Genomic DNA, 15,410 nt, shown 5'->3' with positions numbered 1-15,410 from the left:
GTGTCTTTAGCTCACTCTCATTACGACGTCATCATCATCGGCGCAGGCCCATCCGGTGCCGCTGCCGCGGCCATGCTCGCACAAGCAAATAAAAAAGTGCTGGTCCTCGAACGGCAGCAGTTCCCGCGCTTTTCAATTGGCGAGAGCCTGTTGCCGCAATGCATGATGTATTTGGAACAGGCGGGGCTTCGTGACACCGTTGAGCAACACGCACAAGAACTTGGTTTTCAATTCAAAGACGGCGCCGCTTTTTACCGTGGCGGGGAGCATACCGTATTTGATTTTCGCGAAAAGTCATCAACTGGTCCCGGCACTACTTTTCAAGTCAAACGCGAAAAATTCGATCAATTGCTCATCCAACAAGCAGCGGCTTACGGTGCAGAGGTTCAACATGGCATGCAAGTCGAACAAGTAGCACTGCAAGATGACGGCAAGCATTGCGTTAAACTACGCAACCTAGCGGATGACGCACAACTCGAGCTCACTTGTGCCTTTTTGCTCGATGCCAGTGGGTTTGGACGGGTACTACCACGCCTACTTGACTTAGAGTATCCATCCGACTTTCCAGTCCGCCAAGCAGCCTTCTGCCATGTCAAAACGGAACTTGAGCATCCAACTTTTGACCGTAATAAAATTCTCATTACGGTGCACCCAACCAATCCGGAGATCTGGTATTGGCTAATCCCATTTGCCGACGGCACGGCAAGTTTAGGGGTGGTTGGCAGTGAGCGCTTTTTTGCTGACGATGACAATGCGAAAGCCGCTTTGTGGCGTAAAGTACAGGATGAACCCTATTTGCTCGAAGTGCTCGGTGACTGTGACGTGGTTCGCGATGAGCAAATCATCACTGGTTACTCGGCCAATGTAAAACAGTTGCATGGCAAGGGTTACGCCTTGCTCGGCAACGCCGGAGAGTTTCTTGATCCGGTCTTCTCATCAGGCGTTACCATCGCCCTGAAATCAGCGATTATGGCGGTGCCGCTGGTATTACGTGAACTTAACGGCGAAACGGTCGACTGGCAACAAGAGTTCAGCTCGCCCTTGCGCAAAGGCATCGATACCTTTCGCACCTACGTAAAAGGTTGGTACGATTGTTCGTTTCAAGACGTGATTTTTTATCCGCACCAACAAGCGACAATCAAGCAAATGATTTGCTCAATTTTGGCAGGATACGCGTGGGATTTGCAGAATCCATTTGTCCGCGAAAGCGAGCGGCGCTTAAAGGTGGTGACCGAGTTATGCCAAGAATCTTAACGCTTTTATTCGCGCTCTTCATGCTTGTGGGCTGCCAAGCCACCCCGCCGCAATCACCACTTTGGACGCCGATCAGCGAGCAGGCTGGACTTGAGCTCGTAAATCATTGGCCTGGCCCAGCGCAACAAGAATTGATGCTGGTCGAATGGTCACATCCTGCGCAAGGGCAACACACGTTGCAAGTGAGCAGCGCCCGCAGCGCCAAAGGCCTCACCATGGTGGGTCTAAGTCCACTAGGACAGGAATTGTGGCGTGCCGCTCTTGATGCCTCGGGGCGGTTTACTGCTAGTGGCATCGCGCCATTTGATGACCCGCGTTTAATCAAACAAATGCTCGCCACCCTGCAACTGGTGAATTGGCCTGTCGATCGCTTGCAACCCAATCTGCATGGTGCGTCGCTGCAGGTAACTGACAATGGCCGTTTGCTGAGTTCACCGACCGGAGCGATCCTATGGCGCCTGAGTTTTCACGATAACGGTATGCTGGTTGAGCATCTCGCCTTTGGTTATCGCATCAAACTGCGCCAACTCAGCCTAGAAATGTTAGAGTTCCCCGCTCTTGAAGGAGAGCAAAAGTGATGTACTTAAACCATCTGGGTGTTATTTGCGCGCTGGGGAATAACCCGCACGAGGTATGGCAAAATGCCGTGCGCGGCAGTCAACTCGGGATGCAAACGAGCAACTTCCCGTTGGTCGACGGCACACCCATTATTGTTGGCCAAGTTGCGGACGAGCAATTGCCATCTTTAGCAGCAATGCCGCCCAACTATCAGACCCGCAACAATCAATTAGCGGCAGCTGCGCTCACGGACCTGCGCAGCGCAATCGAGAATTGTAAAGCACAGTTTGGCGCAGAACGTGTTGCGGTCATCGTCGGCACCAGCACCTCCGGCATAGCTGAGGGCGAGCAAGCGTTGAAACACTACACAGAACAGCAAAAGTTACCCGACAGTTTTCATTACAGCATGCAAGAAATGGCCGCGCCAGCTGATTTTATCGCGCAGTACTGTGGCGTCAGTGGACCTCGCTACAGTATATCCATTGCCTGCTCCTCGAGTGCACGGGCTTTGATGAGCGCGCGGGAAATTCTCACCAGTGGTCTCGCAGACGCCGTGATTGTCGGCGGGGTCGATTCACTCTGTCGCTTAACCTTAAACGGTTTTCGAGCGTTGGAATCAACCTCGGCGGGTTTATGTCAGCCGTTTAGCAAGCAGCGTGATGGCATCAACATTGGTGAAGCCGCCGCCTTTTTCATTGCTACACGTGAGCCTCTTGCTGACGCAGCTGATCAGATTTGCCTTCGTGGCGCTGGCCATGCTTCGGATGCTTATCACATGACGGCACCAGAACCGCATGGCCGCGGCGCACAGCTCGCTATTAGCGCGGCACTCCGTCAAGCAAACCTTGCACCGCAGGCTATCGATTACATCAATTTGCATGGCACCGGAACACCGCTAAATGATGCAATGGAGGCAAGCGCCCTAGCGTCATTAGAATTAAACCATGCCTTCGCCAGCTCTACGAAACCTTTGACTGGTCACACCCTTGGCGCGGCTGGTGCACTCGAAGCGGCATTATGCTGGCTCACTTTAAACGCTACCGAGGGTCAGCTTCCTATGCATTGTTATGATGGCGTTTATGACGATGCAATTGAAAAGCTACCGTTGGTCACTAGCGACAGTAAGCTCGAACACCGCGCCCAACACTGTTTGAGCAATTCATTTGCGTTTGGCGGCAATAACGTGGCACTTATTTTTAGCCGTAGCGACGTGGGAGGCACAACGAATGACAGCACTGACTGACCTCATTAAACATCGACCGCCCATGCGTCTGATTGACCGCTTCATTAACGGCGATAGCGTCGAGACTACGGCGCATTGCGAAGTCACCATCACAACTGACAATCTGTTCTACCGTGACGAGCTGGGCGGACTTCCTGCGCATGTGGGGGTTGAACTCATGGCACAGAGTATTGCTGCGGCGGCGGGCTATCGTAACCGTGGTGCTGGCGAAGACATCAAGATCGGCTTTTTGTTAGGATCACGAAAGTATCAATGCGCAATTGACCGTTTTCCATTAGGCGAAACCTATAGTATTCACGTTGCCGAGATTCACGCCGAAAGCTCTGGACTGAGCGTTTTTCAGTGTGAAATCAAACACCACGAAACGGTTGTTGCCAACGCCAAGATTAATGTATTTCAGCCGCCCGATGAGGCTGCATTTATTGAGGATACCTATGAGTAAACGTGTACTCGTCACCGGTTCTGGGAAAGGAATCGGCAAAGCCATCGCGCTCAAACTAGCGCAACAAGGGTTTGATCTTGCGATTCATTGTCGCAGTGATAAAAGCTCCGCCGAACAAGTTTGCCGCGCAGTAGAAGCGCTTGGTCAGCACGCTAGTTTATTGCAATTCGATGTCGCTGACCGTGCCGCAAGCCGCACTGCCATTGAGGCCGATATCGCTGAGCATGGCGCCTACTATGGCGCCGTTTGCAACGCTGGTATTACCCGTGACGGCGCCTTTCCAGCCCTAACTGACGACGACTGGGACAGTGTCATTCATACTAATTTAGACGGTTTCTACAATGTACTTTTACCCTTGACCATGCCGATGATTCGCTTGCGTCAAGGGGGTCGCATTGTGACCATTGCATCGGTTTCAGGCATCGCTGGCAATCGCGGCCAAGTAAACTATAGTGCCTCAAAAGCAGGATTAATTGGTGCAACCAAAGCACTTGCACTCGAGCTTGCCAAGCGCAAGATTACGGTAAATTGTGTCGCGCCAGGACTCATTGACACTGACATGACCGATACCTTAGAGCATCAGGATCATATTTTGTCGATGATTCCGATGCAGCGCGCTGGTAAGCCCGAAGAAGTTGCCGGTTTGGTCGGGTATTTATTCGAAGATTCCGCTGCGTACATTACGCGTCAAGTTTTTTCAGTTAATGGTGGATTAGTTTAATGAAACGGGTTGTAGTTACAGGGATGGGAAGCATCACCGCTTTTGGTGATTCATGGCAGCAATTTCGTGAGCGTTTATTGGCTGGCACCAACGCCGTGGTTCACATGCCTGAATGGAATGCCTTTGACGGTTTGAACACCCGACTAGCAGCCCCTATCCAACCGCCGTTCAAAAAACCCAAGCATTACTCGCGCAAAGACGTTCGCTCCATGAGTACGGTAAGCATTATGGCAACCCGCGCCAGTGAGCTAGCGCTCGAAGATGCTGGCCTACTGGATGACCCCAGTATTCAGGATGGTCGTTGCGGCGTGGCTTATGGCTCGTCAACCGGCTCAACCGATGAAATGATTGTGTTTGGCAATATGCTTGCGAACAAAGATATGTCAGGTGTTAACGCCACAACTTATATCAAAAGCATGGGGCACACCACAGCGGTGAATGTTGGCGTATTTTTTGGACTCAAAGGGCGAATGTATACCACCAGCTCGGCCTGTACGTCTGCGTCGCAAGCCATTGGCTATGCCTACGAAGCCATCAAGTATGGGCAACAACAAATGATGGTCGCCGGTGGCGCCGAAGCGCTTTGCCCGTCTGAAGCCGTGGTCTTCGATACCCTCTATGCCACCAGTACCTGCAATGATACGCCCGAGCGCACTCCACGGCCGTTCGACCGTGATCGTGATGGTCTGGTCATTGGCGAAGGTGCCGGAACCTTTATTCTTGAAGAGCTTGAACATGCCCAAGCGCGTGGCGCAAAGATCTATGCTGAGCTGGTAGGTTTTGGTACCAACACCGATGGTGCTCATGTCACTCAACCCACCGCCGCAACGATGGAAGTTGCCATACGCCAGGCCCTAGATGATGCGCAGTTAGCGCCAGCAGCAATCGGCTATGTCAACGCTCACGGCACCGCCACCGATCGCGGCGATATCGCCGAGTCACAAGCAACCTCTGCGGTCTTTGGTGCACGTATGCCGATTAGCTCATTGAAAAGCTACCTCGGCCATACCCTAGGAGCTTGTGGCGCCATTGAAGCATGGGCCAGCATTGAAATGATGCGCGAAGGTTGGTTCGCACCAACGATTAACCTCGTTAACATCGATGCTGAGTGCGGCCAACTCGACTATATTGTTGGTGCTCCAAAAAAAGTAGAAACTGACTACATTATGAGCAATAATTTTGCTTTCGGTGGTATTAACACATCGCTTATTTTTAAGCGTTGGAATCACTAATTCTGGAACAAAAAATAACTAAAAGGGACATATCATGAAGTGCAAACTTGCCTTAGCGTTTATGCTTACATTACTTTTCGCAACACCGGCGCAAGCGCGTGAAGACATCCTTACCTTGCCGTTAGATGAGCTGTTGGCCTCTGAAGACGCTAAACAGTCGTTGTTGGACGTGCCGATGTTCTTTGCTGGACAAGCACATCCAACAATCAAAGCAAGTAAAGAAGTAACCACCAGCCGCAAAACCAATGCCTTTAATAAAAGCGACGAAGAAGCCTGTCGCTGGGTGATGCTATCAGCGTTGAAAGTATTGCAAGATGCGGCGCAAAATGGCGGTTATGATGCAGTTGTCAACATCAAATCCAACTACGATCATAACGAGTTCGCCAGTAGTACCGAGTATCAATGTGGTGCTGGTACTTTTATCGCCGGCGCGGCGCTTAAGGCTGATCTAGTTCGTTTCGAAGACTAACTGCTGAGTTAGCAAGTGCCTATCAGTGGTGGTGACTTGCCACCACTGAAAACCCTTGGTTGCCGTGGTTTGTCGCTGCGCTGCGTAGCAACAAAACATGTGCTCCAACTCGGTATGGAAAATCGCCCTGTTGGCGTAATCCATAAATGGTTCGCGAAGCGTGGCGAGCAATTTGCCTTGGCGTGCTTTAGTGACCGACTCTGCCAGCGTCCAACGTTGGTAAAAAGTAGTTAAGTCGCGCACTTCCACCCCGTTCATAAAGCCATCACTAAACTCGTCGATAAGCTCTGCGTGACGCTTACGTCGCTTCATGGTTTCCACATCGATCCCCAACGCATCGGCATCGCCAAATGCGACCATCACCGCGTCCGCTTTATGGCTAATCGAGCAAGCGACCTCCGACGCAGCGATGGTTAACAACGGTGCGCCGCTACTGTGTCGTTCGATCGTTACTGCGCTAGCATCCACGCCAGTTACGCTGCACACCAGCCAACGCAGCAAGCTACGGCCTAGCTGGTACTGCAACTGCCTAGCCTGGCTCGCATAACCCTGCGCCCGCTCGCGCTCACTAGCGGAGAGCCAAGGCTGTAAGGGTGCCGCAAGCTGTTCTATGGCAAAGCCATGGGCAATGTAGATCAAAGGTGGTCCTCGTTGGATTAGTACTTGTCGCAGTTGCGCTGCAGTGCAAGAATGAAGCTCTATTGGGTTCTTTGCCTTGATAACACAAAGGTTGCCGATGCGTTTACGCCACATCGAAGTATTTCATGCTATTTATACCACGGGCTCGGTCTCTCAAGCAGCCCAAATCTTGCATATTTCGCAGCCTGCAGTGTCGAAAAGCCTCGCCCATGCCGAACAGCAACTGGGCTTTGCGCTGTTCACCAGAGCTAACAATAAGCTCATTCCCACCAGCGAGGCTCAGGCGCTGTTCCCGGAAGTCGAACAGCTTTATCGACAGCTGCATAGCGTAAAAACACTTGCTGATAATATACAACGGCACGACGAAGGCTTGCTCGATATCGCCATTACGCCGGCCCTTGGCTTTGATGTGATCCCGCAAGCGATCGCACGCTTCAGTCAGCGGTACCCCAAGGTGGCCTTTCGGATTCAGACCATTCACAATGACGAAGCCATGCAAGCGCTCGTTGAGCGACAGTGTGAGCTAGCGCTGCTGTTTGCCTCACCGAATTTTCCTGGGGTTGAATCACAAGACCTTGCCGATACGGCAATTGTACTGGTTTACCCCCGCCAACTTTTAACTGCAAGCCCGCAGCGCATTAAGCTTGCTGAATTGGCTGACTATCCGCTGATCGGGATCGGCGACAGCGGTCCCGTTGGGCAATTAATTTGGCAACAATTGCAGGGCCTCGGTATTCAACCGCAAAGCCAACTGCAAGTAGACACCTACTACGTTGCGGCGCGCTTGGTTGCCAAAGGTCTAGGCGTTTGTCCGCTGGATAACTTAACGGCGCTTGGCAATCCAGATCCTGCGCTTGGCGTGGCCCAACTCCAACCTGAGTTGCGTGTACCTATCCGTGCTCTGCACTTAAAGAGTCGGCCGTTAAGCCAATTGTCCCAGCAGTTTCTTCAAGAAGTGCGAACTTGCATCGACAACACCAGGCCTAACACAAAGGTATAACCAAAAGTTATACCTTATCGCCAAGCTTTCATTCGTCATCGCTCCCTAAATCATTAAGCTAGTTGGCAACTACCTTGATTGGAGCGCAGCATGCTAGAACTCAAAACCCCTTATTTGCTTTTCATCGGCCACGCTACTGATCCATTAAGCATCAAGATGGCAAAAAGTGCTGCCGATTGGAGTCCTGAAAAGTGCGTTGGCGAAGTGCGTTCCCACGGCTGCACAGTTACCACAGGCATGCCCGCGATGACCATTGCTGAAGGTATTGCCGCTGGCGCGCGTAGCTTAGTTTTGGGTTTTGCCAATAGTGGCGGACACTTAGACGAACAGTGGTTACCCATGATCCATGAGGCCATTGCCGCAGGTTTGGACATCATCAGTGGCTTGCATGACCGTTTGAACGCTTATGAAGAATTGGTCAACGCAGCGGCGCAGAGTAACGTGCGCTTGCTTGATATTCGTCACCCAACCAAACGCTTAAAAACTGGTAAAGGCTATCGCCGCGAGGGTAAGCGAGTACTTACTGTGGGTACTGACTGTTCAGTCGGTAAAATGTACACCAGTTTAAGTCTCACGCGTGAAATGCAACGGCGAGGTATCCTTGCAACGTTTCGGGCGACCGGACAAAGTGGCATTCTCGTCGCTGGTGAAGGTATCGCCGTTGACTGTGTTGTTGCCGACTTCATCGCTGGTGCCGTCGAAGAGCTTGCGCCAGCTAATGCCGCGAATCATTGGGACATTATTGAAGGGCAAGGCTCGCTTTTTCATCCAGCGTTTGCCGGTGTAAGTTTAGGCTTGTTGCATGGCGCCCAGGCGGACGCATTGGTGGTTTGCCACGCCTTAGGCCGCAGCAGTATGCGTGCTATTGATAACCGTCCGTTACCATCGCTTACCGAAACCATCGCCTTAAACGAACAAATGGCTCGCGTCACGAACCCTAACGCGAAAGTTATAGGCATTGCGGTGAATACGTCATCGGTAACGGCAGCAGAAGCGCAAGATTATTGTCGACAGGTTGAGCAAGAACTAGGTTTGCCGTGCGTCGACCCGATTCGTCATGGCGTCGCACCACTTGTCGATCAACTTGAAGAAAATTAGAAATTTGGAGCGGGAAACGAGATTCGAACTCGCGACCCCAACCTTGGCAAGGTTGTGCTCTACCAGCTGAGCTATTCCCGCATCAAGAAAGGTGGTTGAAGTGAAGTTTGGAGCGGGAAACGAGATTCGAACTCGCGACCCCAACCTTGGCAAGGTTGTGCTCTACCAGCTGAGCTATTCCCGCATCACTTCAGGTTAGCCGCAATCGATGTTCAATTGCGATAACGGAGGCGAATTTTACTGAATTCGGCAGGCTTTGCAACCGCTTTTTCAGCTTATTACGACTGAATGTCGAAAAAGTGCGCACGATAGTGCTCCAATTCCTCAATCGACTCTCGAATATCAGCTAATGCCGTATGGCTTCCTTGTTTTTTTACGCCCGCAGCAACTTCGGGAGCCCAATATTTTGCCAGTTGCTTCACCGTACTCACATCGAGATTACGGTAGTGAAAAAATGCTTCTAACTTCGGCATGTAACGGGCTAAGAAACGGCGATCTTGGCAAATGCTGTTGCCGCACATCGGTGAACTGCCAGGTGTGCACCACTGCTGTAAAAAATCGAGTGTAATTTGCTCGGCCGCAGCGCTATCGAAAGCACTATCCTGAACCCGCTGTACCAAACCTGAAGCAGTATGCGTGCGAGTGTTCCAGTCATCCATTTTGGCCAGTGTTGCCGCTGATTGATGTACCGCTACCACCGGCCCCTCAGCCAAAACTCGCAAGTGTTGATCGGTGACAATGGTGGCGATCTCAATAATGACGTCTTCTTCGGGAACCAGCCCGGTCATTTCAAGGTCTATCCAAATCAAACGGTCTGCGCTAGCGGCCATGAGCTTTCCTTTGTGGTAAATGCTAAGTGTCGTCAATACCTACCTATTGTGCGAAAGAAAGTGAATTTGCACAACAGTTCAGGCGTTCTCGCCGAGAATATTGTATGATCAAGACAAAGTACACGTCCCAGTCAAGACAGGAGCCTTGTGGGTAAACACCGGAAATTAAATAAAGGTCAACTACGCCGCATGCGTGCCAACCAGCAAAAACGTTTGCAACAGGTTGAGCTAACGCAAGAGGTGGACGACGCAAGTCTTGGTGCGGCTGAGTCTGGCGTGATTGTTAGTCGCTTTGGTCAGCATGCTATTGTCGCCGCTGAGACGAGTCATACGCATTTTCGTTGCCACATTCGTCGCAGCATCGAGAGCCTCGTTTGTGGTGATGAAGTGGTTTGGCGCCGTTTTACCAGCCAGACCGAAGGTGGTGAGCAAGGCGTGATTGAAGCGGTGCAAGAGCGTAAGTCGCTATTGAGTCGGCCCGATTACTATGACGGTGTTAAGCCTGTTGCGGCTAACATTGACCAAATTTTTATCATTTCCAGCGTCCTCCCGGCATTTTCGACGCAGATTATCGATCGCTATTTAGTTGCTTGCGAAGACATTGATATCACGCCTGTTATTGTCCTTAACAAAGCAGACTTGCTAAGTGAACAGCCCGACGCGATACAGGCAGAAATCGAGCAGGCGCTCGCCATGTACGAGGCGATTGGCTATCAGGTGGTGCGGACCAGTGCCAAAACTCAAGGGGGACTGGAGACGATCCAGAAGTTGCTGCAAGATCATGTTTCCATTGTTGTTGGTCAATCCGGTGTGGGTAAATCCTCACTAGTGAACGCGTTGCTGCCTGAGATTGATGCTGATGTCGGGGCGATATCAACCAACTCTGGTCTGGGTCAACATACCACCACTGTGGCAACGCGTTACGCGTTACCACAGGGCGGATTTCTTATCGACTCGCCAGGCATCCGTGAATTTGCCTTATGGCACCTTGACGAAAATCGCGTTGCTTGGTGCTTCATCGACTTCAGGCCATTCCTAGGGCGCTGTAAATTTCGCGACTGCAAGCATCAACCGCAAGACCCAGGATGTGCCCTGCAAGAAGCAGCGGAAACAGGTGAATTACATCCACTTCGGTTGTACAATTTCCACAAGATTATCGAATCGATGGCGAGTACCAAGCCATCGCGAGCAATGCCACGAGGTAGTAAAAAGTGAGTTGGGACGAAGTAAAGATTAAAGCGCAATACATGACGCCAAAACACGCGTTATCGCGCTTAGTAGGTAAGTTTGCTAGCGCGCGTGCAGGCTGGTTCACTCAGCTTTTTATTCGCTGGTTTATTCGCACCTACAAGATCGATATGAGCGAAGCGGTACATGAAAGCCCGAGCGCCTATAAAACTTTCAATGACTTTTTTACCCGTCATTTGAAGCCTGAGTTACGTCCACTGAAAGCGGCCGAGCATCAGTTTGCGCAGCCGGTTGATGGTGCCGTTAGTCAACTCGGTGACATCGAAGATGGCCGTATTTTCCAAGCAAAAGGCCACGATTACAGTCTTACCGAACTTTTAGGCGGTGACCCACGTGATGCCCACCCGTATAAGAACGGTAAGTTTGCGACCATTTACCTAGCGCCGAAAGACTACCATCGGATTCATATGCCGTGTGATGGTGTGTTACGTAAAATGGTGTACGTTCCGGGTGACCTGTTTTCAGTTAATCCTCTTACTGCTGCCAATGTTCCTAACTTATTTGCGCGGAACGAGCGCGTCGTCGCTATTTTTGACGGCGAGTTTGGTAAGTTCGCCATGGTTCTCGTGGGCGCAACCATCGTTGCAAGTATTGGCACCGTTTGGGCAGGCACGGTGACGCCACCAACTGGCAAACACATCCACAGCTGGGAGTATCCTGCGAGCGGTGATCAGGCTATTCGCATCGCCAAAGGTGAAGAAATGGGCCACTTCAAATTAGGCTCAACAGTGGTGCTCACCTTTCCAGAGGACGCTATTGATTTTGCCGACTCATTAGAAGCTGGAAGCGTCACACGGATGGGCGACATTCTCGGCGAGCGTGACGACTAATTATGTTGGTTCTTGCCCATCGAGGAGCGAGCTTTGAGGCCCCAGAGAATACACTGACGGCCTTCGGGCGTGCCCTTGATGCCGGTGTCGATGGCATCGAGCTTGACGTTTATCCGTTACAGGATGAGTGGATTGTCTTTCACGACCGCTACCTTGCACGACTAACTGCCCACCCTGGCCGCCTACAAGACTTAACTCTAGAGCAAGTTCGCAAATTAAAAGTTTTTGGGCAACAGCCGGTGCCAACGCTTACCGAAGCACTTGAATTTGTTGCTGGCCGCTGCATGGTCAACATTGAGCTCAAAGGTGCTGATATCACCCGCGGGTTAACCCGACATCTACGCCATGCGGTTAAACACAGTAACTTTGATTCCGAGCAGATCGTCGTATCGAGCTTTAATCATCACTGGTTACGCCAGCTCAAAGAAGATCATCCAGAACAGCGCATTGGGGCGTTGACCACCTCGTGTCCGCTCGACTATGCAGCGTTCGCTAGCCAACTTAACGCTTGGTCAGTTCATATTGATGTAGATTTTGTGAATCCTGAATTTGTGCAAGACGCCCACCATCGTGGACTGCGTGTTTTTGTGTTTACGGTTGATGAGCCGGAAGACATGAAAGATCTACACACGATGGGGGTCGATGGTATTTTTACCAATCACCCCGTTGCTGCGCGTAACGTTATCGCGGGCCTGCCTATGCAGGCCCACGAGACTTGGCACCTTGACTAATGAACTGTTAGTTCACGTCACCTTTGTGATGTGGGTATTGCTTTTCTAAGGCATCAAGTTCATGCGTAAGTGCCAGTGGCGATGTGGTTTTGCGCGCCAACACTGAGTACAGCGCCGGAATCACAAAGATAGTTAAGAACGCCGACAAAGCGACCCCACAGAAAATCACCGTACCGATCACCATGCGGCTTTCCGCGCCGGGACCACTGCCAAGAATCAACGGTACCGCACTCATTAACGTGGTAAATGCCGTCATCACAATAGGGCGCAAACGCTGTTGCGAAGCGCGGACTACTGCGTCGTCAAAACTATAACCAGCATCGCGCAATTGGTTGGCAAACTCGACGATTAAGATACCGTTCTTTGCCGCCAAACCAATCAGCATAACAATCCCGATTTGACTGTAGATGTTGAGCGTCAAATCAGTAAAGTACAGCCCCACTGCGGCCCCCAGAATGGCTACTGGAACCATTAGCATGATGACCAATGGGTGAATAAAGCTCTCGAACTGCGCTGCCAAAACCAAATAGGCCACCACCAGCGCGAGAACAAACACAAAAATCACTGAACTGCCGCTTTCTTGATAGAGTTGTGACTCACCTTTGTAATCAATCGAAACATCATCAGGCAACTTCTCCTGTACGATGTTTTCCAGGTAAGCCAATGCATCGCCGAGCGAGTATCCTTCGGCAAGATTGGCCTCGATGGTAATACTACGCATACGATTGTAGCGGTTGAGAACCCCCGCCGTCGCTTGTTCCTCTACCGTTACTAGGTTCGACAGCGGGATTAATTGCCCCGTCGCATCCGACCGTACATAGATCTGATCAATCGCCGACGGTGAGCGATAGTCACTGCGCTCACCTTCAAGAATAACGTCATACTCTTCGCCTCGATCGAGATACGTCGTTACCCGACGTTCACCAAGCATGGTCTCAAGTGTACGTCCGATATCGCCCACCGAAACACCGAGGTCAGCCGCTCGTGTTTGGTCAATCTTGATTAATAATTGCGGCAACGTTTGTTTAAAATCACTATCGAGCTCGAGTAAGTTCGGATTCTTCGCTGCCTCATCAATGACGATATCGCGATACGCAGCAAGTTCTTCATAAGTATTACCTTGTAAAACAAACTGTACTGGGCGGCCATTACCGCCGGAGATCCCACTACGCATAAAGGCAAAGCCACGAACACCCGCCACTTGATTGAGTTTTTCACTTACCTCGTCCATCAACTCAAAGGTGCTCCACTCACGATCCGCAAAGGGAACAGCCCCAACGATAGCAATACCAGCCGAGTTGCCCCAGCCAGGCGAACGAACAAGGAGACGGTCAATTTTCCCTTCGTCGAGATAAGGCAGGAGTAGTGCTTCAATTTCCCGCATGTGCTCGGCATTAGACTCGAAACTCGCGCCTTCCGCGCTGCGTACCATGACAAAGAATGTCCCGCGATCTTCTGGTGGTACAAATTCCTGCGGTACCAATTTCAGCAAGTTGTAGGAAACAATACTAGCGAACACCACCAGCACTATCGCCAGCCATGGATACGCTAAGGTACGTTGCAACACGCGCGCATAGCCAGCTTCGACCCAATTGAAGAAGCCATCAACCGCCTTGCCAAAACGGCTAGTGCGTTCACGACGACGTAGAATCTTCGAGCTAAGCATCGGCGACAAAGTTAATGCGGCAATACTAGAGCAGAGGACTGCTGCCGCGATGGCTAAGGCGAACTCCGTGAATAACTGACCAATATTGCCATCTAAGAAAGCTAAGGGTACGAATACCGAAATCAACACCAACGTTGTCGCCACCACCGCGAAGCCGACTTCTCGGGCCCCTCGATACGCAGCTAACAATGGCGGCTCACCAGATTCCACACGGCGATAAATATTTTCCAAGACAACGATAGAATCGTCGACCACCAAACCAATCGCGAGCACAAGTGCAAGGAGGGTCAACAAATTCACCGAAAAACCCATGGCAAAAAGTGCAATATAGGACGCGATGATTGCCACTGGTACCGTCAACGCCGGAATCAGGGTTGCTCGAACATTCCCGAGGAATAAATAAATCACAACGACCACCAAGGCCATCGCAATACCCAAGGTGTTATACACCTCGTCAATCGAACCTTTAATGAAAATCGACGAATCATAGCTTGGCACCATGATCATCGACTCTGGCAAGGTTCGTGCAATCGTCTCGATTTCACGGCGTACGTTTTCAACAACCTCAAGCGTATTCGCTTTCGATTGTTTGATCACGCCAATACCGATCATATTAATACCATTGCCGCGGAACTCGGTTTTGTCGTCCTCAGAGCCCATTTCAATACGTGCAACTTCGCCTAAACGCACCAGTTGACCGTTATCGCCACGAGCAATCGTTAACAGGTTAAATTGCTCTGGGGTGAGGTACGTTCGCGCGACCCGCACGGTGAATTCACGATCGAGTGACTCGACTTCGCCGGCTGGCAACTCAACGTTCTCGGAACGGAGTCGACTTTCAATATCGCTTACGGTAATTCCCCGTGCGGCCATGGCTTCACGGTCAAGCCATACTCGCATCGCATAGCGCCGCTCGCCGCCCAAGTTGACGCGGGCGACACCATCAACGACCGAGAGCCGTTCAACGATATAGCGGTCAGCATAATCCGTAAGCTCCAAAATACTTAAGTTTTCACTACGGAGGTTGTACCAAACCACCGTGGATTCATCCGAATTTGCTTTCGAAACTTCTGGCGGATCAACTTGTTCAGGTAAATTATCTGCAACTCTGGATACGCGATCTCGAACATCATTGGCAGCAGCATCAACATCACGGCTTAGGGTAAATTCGATGGTGATACGCGAGCGGCCATTACGGCTACTCGAACTAATATTTTTGATGCCTTCGATACCGCTAATACGGTCTTCAATAAGTTGCGTAATTTGAGTTTCGACAATCTCTGCCGAGGCGCCTGGGTAGCTGGTATCGATCGATACGACTGGCGGGTCGATATCCGGGTACTCACGCAATGGCAGCATGGTAAAACACACGATACCAAAGACAATCAAGAGAATATTAACGACCGTTGCAAAGACCGGGCGTTTGACCGACACATCAGAGAGCAACAT

Annotated in this window: 15 protein-coding genes and 2 tRNA genes; 12 read left to right on the top strand and 5 right to left on the bottom strand. The window is 51.1% G+C overall.

Annotation, left to right across the window (positions count from 1 at the left end; all coding sequences use genetic code 11):
* Genes CWI70_RS10775 through CWI70_RS10745 form a run of 7 tightly spaced genes read left to right on the top strand, consistent with a single transcriptional unit; the run spans position 1 to position 5,919 of the window.
* Positions 1 to 1,254, top strand: a complete 1,254-nt coding sequence (locus CWI70_RS10775; protein WP_126773594.1) for an NAD(P)/FAD-dependent oxidoreductase — start codon at positions 1 to 3, stop codon at positions 1,252 to 1,254.
* A complete protein-coding gene (locus CWI70_RS10770; RefSeq protein ID WP_126773592.1) occupies positions 1,239 to 1,832 on the top strand; it encodes a DUF3261 domain-containing protein in 594 nt (197 codons plus the stop codon). Before CWI70_RS10775 ends, CWI70_RS10770 begins: the two co-directional genes overlap by 16 nt.
* Positions 1,832 to 3,055 carry a beta-ketoacyl-ACP synthase gene (locus CWI70_RS10765; RefSeq protein WP_126773590.1) on the top strand — a complete coding sequence of 408 codons (1,224 nt, stop codon included), beginning with the start codon at positions 1,832 to 1,834 and terminating at the stop codon, positions 3,053 to 3,055. The genes CWI70_RS10770 and CWI70_RS10765 overlap by 1 nt, the downstream gene beginning before the upstream one ends.
* Positions 3,039 to 3,497, top strand: a complete 459-nt coding sequence (locus CWI70_RS10760; RefSeq protein WP_126773588.1) for a hotdog family protein — start codon at positions 3,039 to 3,041, stop codon at positions 3,495 to 3,497. The genes CWI70_RS10765 and CWI70_RS10760 overlap by 17 nt, the downstream gene beginning before the upstream one ends.
* Positions 3,490 to 4,218, top strand: a complete 729-nt coding sequence (locus tag CWI70_RS10755; RefSeq protein WP_126773586.1) for a 3-ketoacyl-ACP reductase FabG2 — start codon at positions 3,490 to 3,492, stop codon at positions 4,216 to 4,218. Before CWI70_RS10760 ends, CWI70_RS10755 begins: the two co-directional genes overlap by 8 nt.
* On the top strand, positions 4,218 to 5,450 hold the full coding sequence (locus CWI70_RS10750) for a beta-ketoacyl-ACP synthase (RefSeq protein ID WP_126773584.1): 1,233 nt from the start codon (positions 4,218 to 4,220) through the stop codon (positions 5,448 to 5,450). Before CWI70_RS10755 ends, CWI70_RS10750 begins: the two co-directional genes overlap by 1 nt.
* Before the next feature lie 34 nt (positions 5,451 to 5,484).
* Positions 5,485 to 5,919 (top strand): excinuclease ABC subunit A, encoded by a 435-nt coding sequence (locus tag CWI70_RS10745; RefSeq protein WP_126773582.1) that lies wholly within the window; start codon positions 5,485 to 5,487, stop codon positions 5,917 to 5,919.
* On the opposite strand, the gene CWI70_RS10740 is transcribed toward CWI70_RS10745, so the two are convergent.
* Positions 5,899 to 6,558 carry a 4'-phosphopantetheinyl transferase family protein gene (locus CWI70_RS10740; protein WP_157980897.1) on the bottom strand — a complete coding sequence of 220 codons (660 nt, stop codon included), beginning with the start codon at positions 6,556 to 6,558 and terminating at the stop codon, positions 5,899 to 5,901. The two genes, CWI70_RS10745 and CWI70_RS10740, sit on opposite strands and share 21 nt — an antisense overlap.
* Positions 6,559 to 6,655: 97 nt before the next feature.
* On the opposite strand from CWI70_RS10740, the gene CWI70_RS10735 reads away from it, so the two are divergent.
* Both CWI70_RS10735 and dgcN read left to right on the top strand, forming a co-directional pair.
* Positions 6,656 to 7,558, top strand: coding sequence for a LysR family transcriptional regulator (locus CWI70_RS10735; RefSeq protein ID WP_126773578.1), 903 nt, complete (start codon positions 6,656 to 6,658; stop codon positions 7,556 to 7,558).
* Between the two features lie 90 nt (positions 7,559 to 7,648).
* Positions 7,649 to 8,656 (top strand): N-acetyltransferase DgcN, encoded by a 1,008-nt coding sequence (gene dgcN, locus CWI70_RS10730; protein WP_126773576.1) that lies wholly within the window; start codon positions 7,649 to 7,651, stop codon positions 8,654 to 8,656.
* Positions 8,657 to 8,661: 5 nt separating this feature from the next.
* Here dgcN and CWI70_RS10725 read toward each other — a convergent pair.
* The 3 genes from CWI70_RS10725 to orn form a co-directional block, all read right to left on the bottom strand.
* Positions 8,662 to 8,737 (bottom strand) — tRNA-Gly (locus CWI70_RS10725).
* A gap of 27 nt (positions 8,738 to 8,764) precedes the next feature.
* A tRNA-Gly gene (locus tag CWI70_RS10720) sits at positions 8,765 to 8,840 on the bottom strand.
* Between the two features lie 94 nt (positions 8,841 to 8,934).
* Positions 8,935 to 9,486, bottom strand: coding sequence for an oligoribonuclease (gene orn, locus CWI70_RS10715; RefSeq protein ID WP_126773574.1), 552 nt, complete (start codon positions 9,484 to 9,486; stop codon positions 8,935 to 8,937).
* Between the two features lie 147 nt (positions 9,487 to 9,633).
* Between orn and rsgA the strand changes: the two genes are divergently transcribed.
* Genes rsgA through CWI70_RS10700 form a run of 3 tightly spaced genes read left to right on the top strand, consistent with a single transcriptional unit; the run spans position 9,634 to position 12,295 of the window.
* Positions 9,634 to 10,701, top strand: a complete 1,068-nt coding sequence (gene rsgA / locus CWI70_RS10710) for a small ribosomal subunit biogenesis GTPase RsgA (RefSeq protein ID WP_126773572.1) — start codon at positions 9,634 to 9,636, stop codon at positions 10,699 to 10,701.
* Positions 10,702 to 10,733: 32 nt separating this feature from the next.
* Positions 10,734 to 11,564 (top strand): archaetidylserine decarboxylase, encoded by an 831-nt coding sequence (asd, locus tag CWI70_RS10705; RefSeq protein WP_126773721.1) that lies wholly within the window; start codon positions 10,734 to 10,736, stop codon positions 11,562 to 11,564.
* A gap of 2 nt (positions 11,565 to 11,566) precedes the next feature.
* The gene (locus CWI70_RS10700; RefSeq protein ID WP_126773570.1) at positions 11,567 to 12,295 is read left to right on the top strand and encodes a glycerophosphodiester phosphodiesterase; all 729 of its coding nucleotides are present in this window, start codon (positions 11,567 to 11,569) and stop codon (positions 12,293 to 12,295) included.
* A 7-nt stretch (positions 12,296 to 12,302) separates the two neighbouring features.
* On the opposite strand, the gene CWI70_RS10695 is transcribed toward CWI70_RS10700, so the two are convergent.
* Entirely contained in the window at positions 12,303 to 15,410 is a 3,108-nt protein-coding gene (locus CWI70_RS10695; RefSeq protein ID WP_126773568.1) for an efflux RND transporter permease subunit, read from the bottom strand.

It is taken from the genome of Pseudidiomarina homiensis, assembly GCF_003987225.1.
Classification (GTDB): domain Bacteria; phylum Pseudomonadota; class Gammaproteobacteria; order Enterobacterales; family Alteromonadaceae; genus Pseudidiomarina; species Pseudidiomarina homiensis.
Note: the sequence above shows the minus strand (reverse complement) of the source record. Positions and strands in the feature narration are given on the sequence as shown.

Excerpts from the sequence above, each read along its gene's own strand:
- CWI70_RS10735 (WP_126773578.1), top strand. The coding sequence starts at position 6,656 with ATGCGTTTACGCCACATCGAAGTATTTCATGCTATTTATACCACGGGC.
- CWI70_RS10765 (WP_126773590.1), top strand. The coding sequence starts at position 1,832 with ATGTACTTAAACCATCTGGGTGTTATTTGCGCGCTGGGGAATAACCCG.
- asd (WP_126773721.1), top strand. The coding sequence starts at position 10,734 with ATGACGCCAAAACACGCGTTATCGCGCTTAGTAGGTAAGTTTGCTAGC.
- CWI70_RS10770 (WP_126773592.1), top strand. The coding sequence starts at position 1,239 with ATGCCAAGAATCTTAACGCTTTTATTCGCGCTCTTCATGCTTGTGGGC.
- orn (WP_126773574.1), bottom strand. The coding sequence starts at position 9,486 with ATGGCCGCTAGCGCAGACCGTTTGATTTGGATAGACCTTGAAATGACC.
- CWI70_RS10745 (WP_126773582.1), top strand. The coding sequence starts at position 5,485 with ATGAAGTGCAAACTTGCCTTAGCGTTTATGCTTACATTACTTTTCGCA.
- CWI70_RS10755 (WP_126773586.1), top strand. The coding sequence starts at position 3,490 with ATGAGTAAACGTGTACTCGTCACCGGTTCTGGGAAAGGAATCGGCAAA.
- CWI70_RS10700 (WP_126773570.1), top strand. The coding sequence starts at position 11,567 with ATGTTGGTTCTTGCCCATCGAGGAGCGAGCTTTGAGGCCCCAGAGAAT.
- CWI70_RS10695 (WP_126773568.1), bottom strand. The coding sequence starts at position 15,410 with ATGTTGCTCTCTGATGTGTCGGTCAAACGCCCGGTCTTTGCAACGGTC.
- dgcN (WP_126773576.1), top strand. The coding sequence starts at position 7,649 with ATGCTAGAACTCAAAACCCCTTATTTGCTTTTCATCGGCCACGCTACT.
- CWI70_RS10760 (WP_126773588.1), top strand. The coding sequence starts at position 3,039 with ATGACAGCACTGACTGACCTCATTAAACATCGACCGCCCATGCGTCTG.
- CWI70_RS10750 (WP_126773584.1), top strand. The coding sequence starts at position 4,218 with ATGAAACGGGTTGTAGTTACAGGGATGGGAAGCATCACCGCTTTTGGT.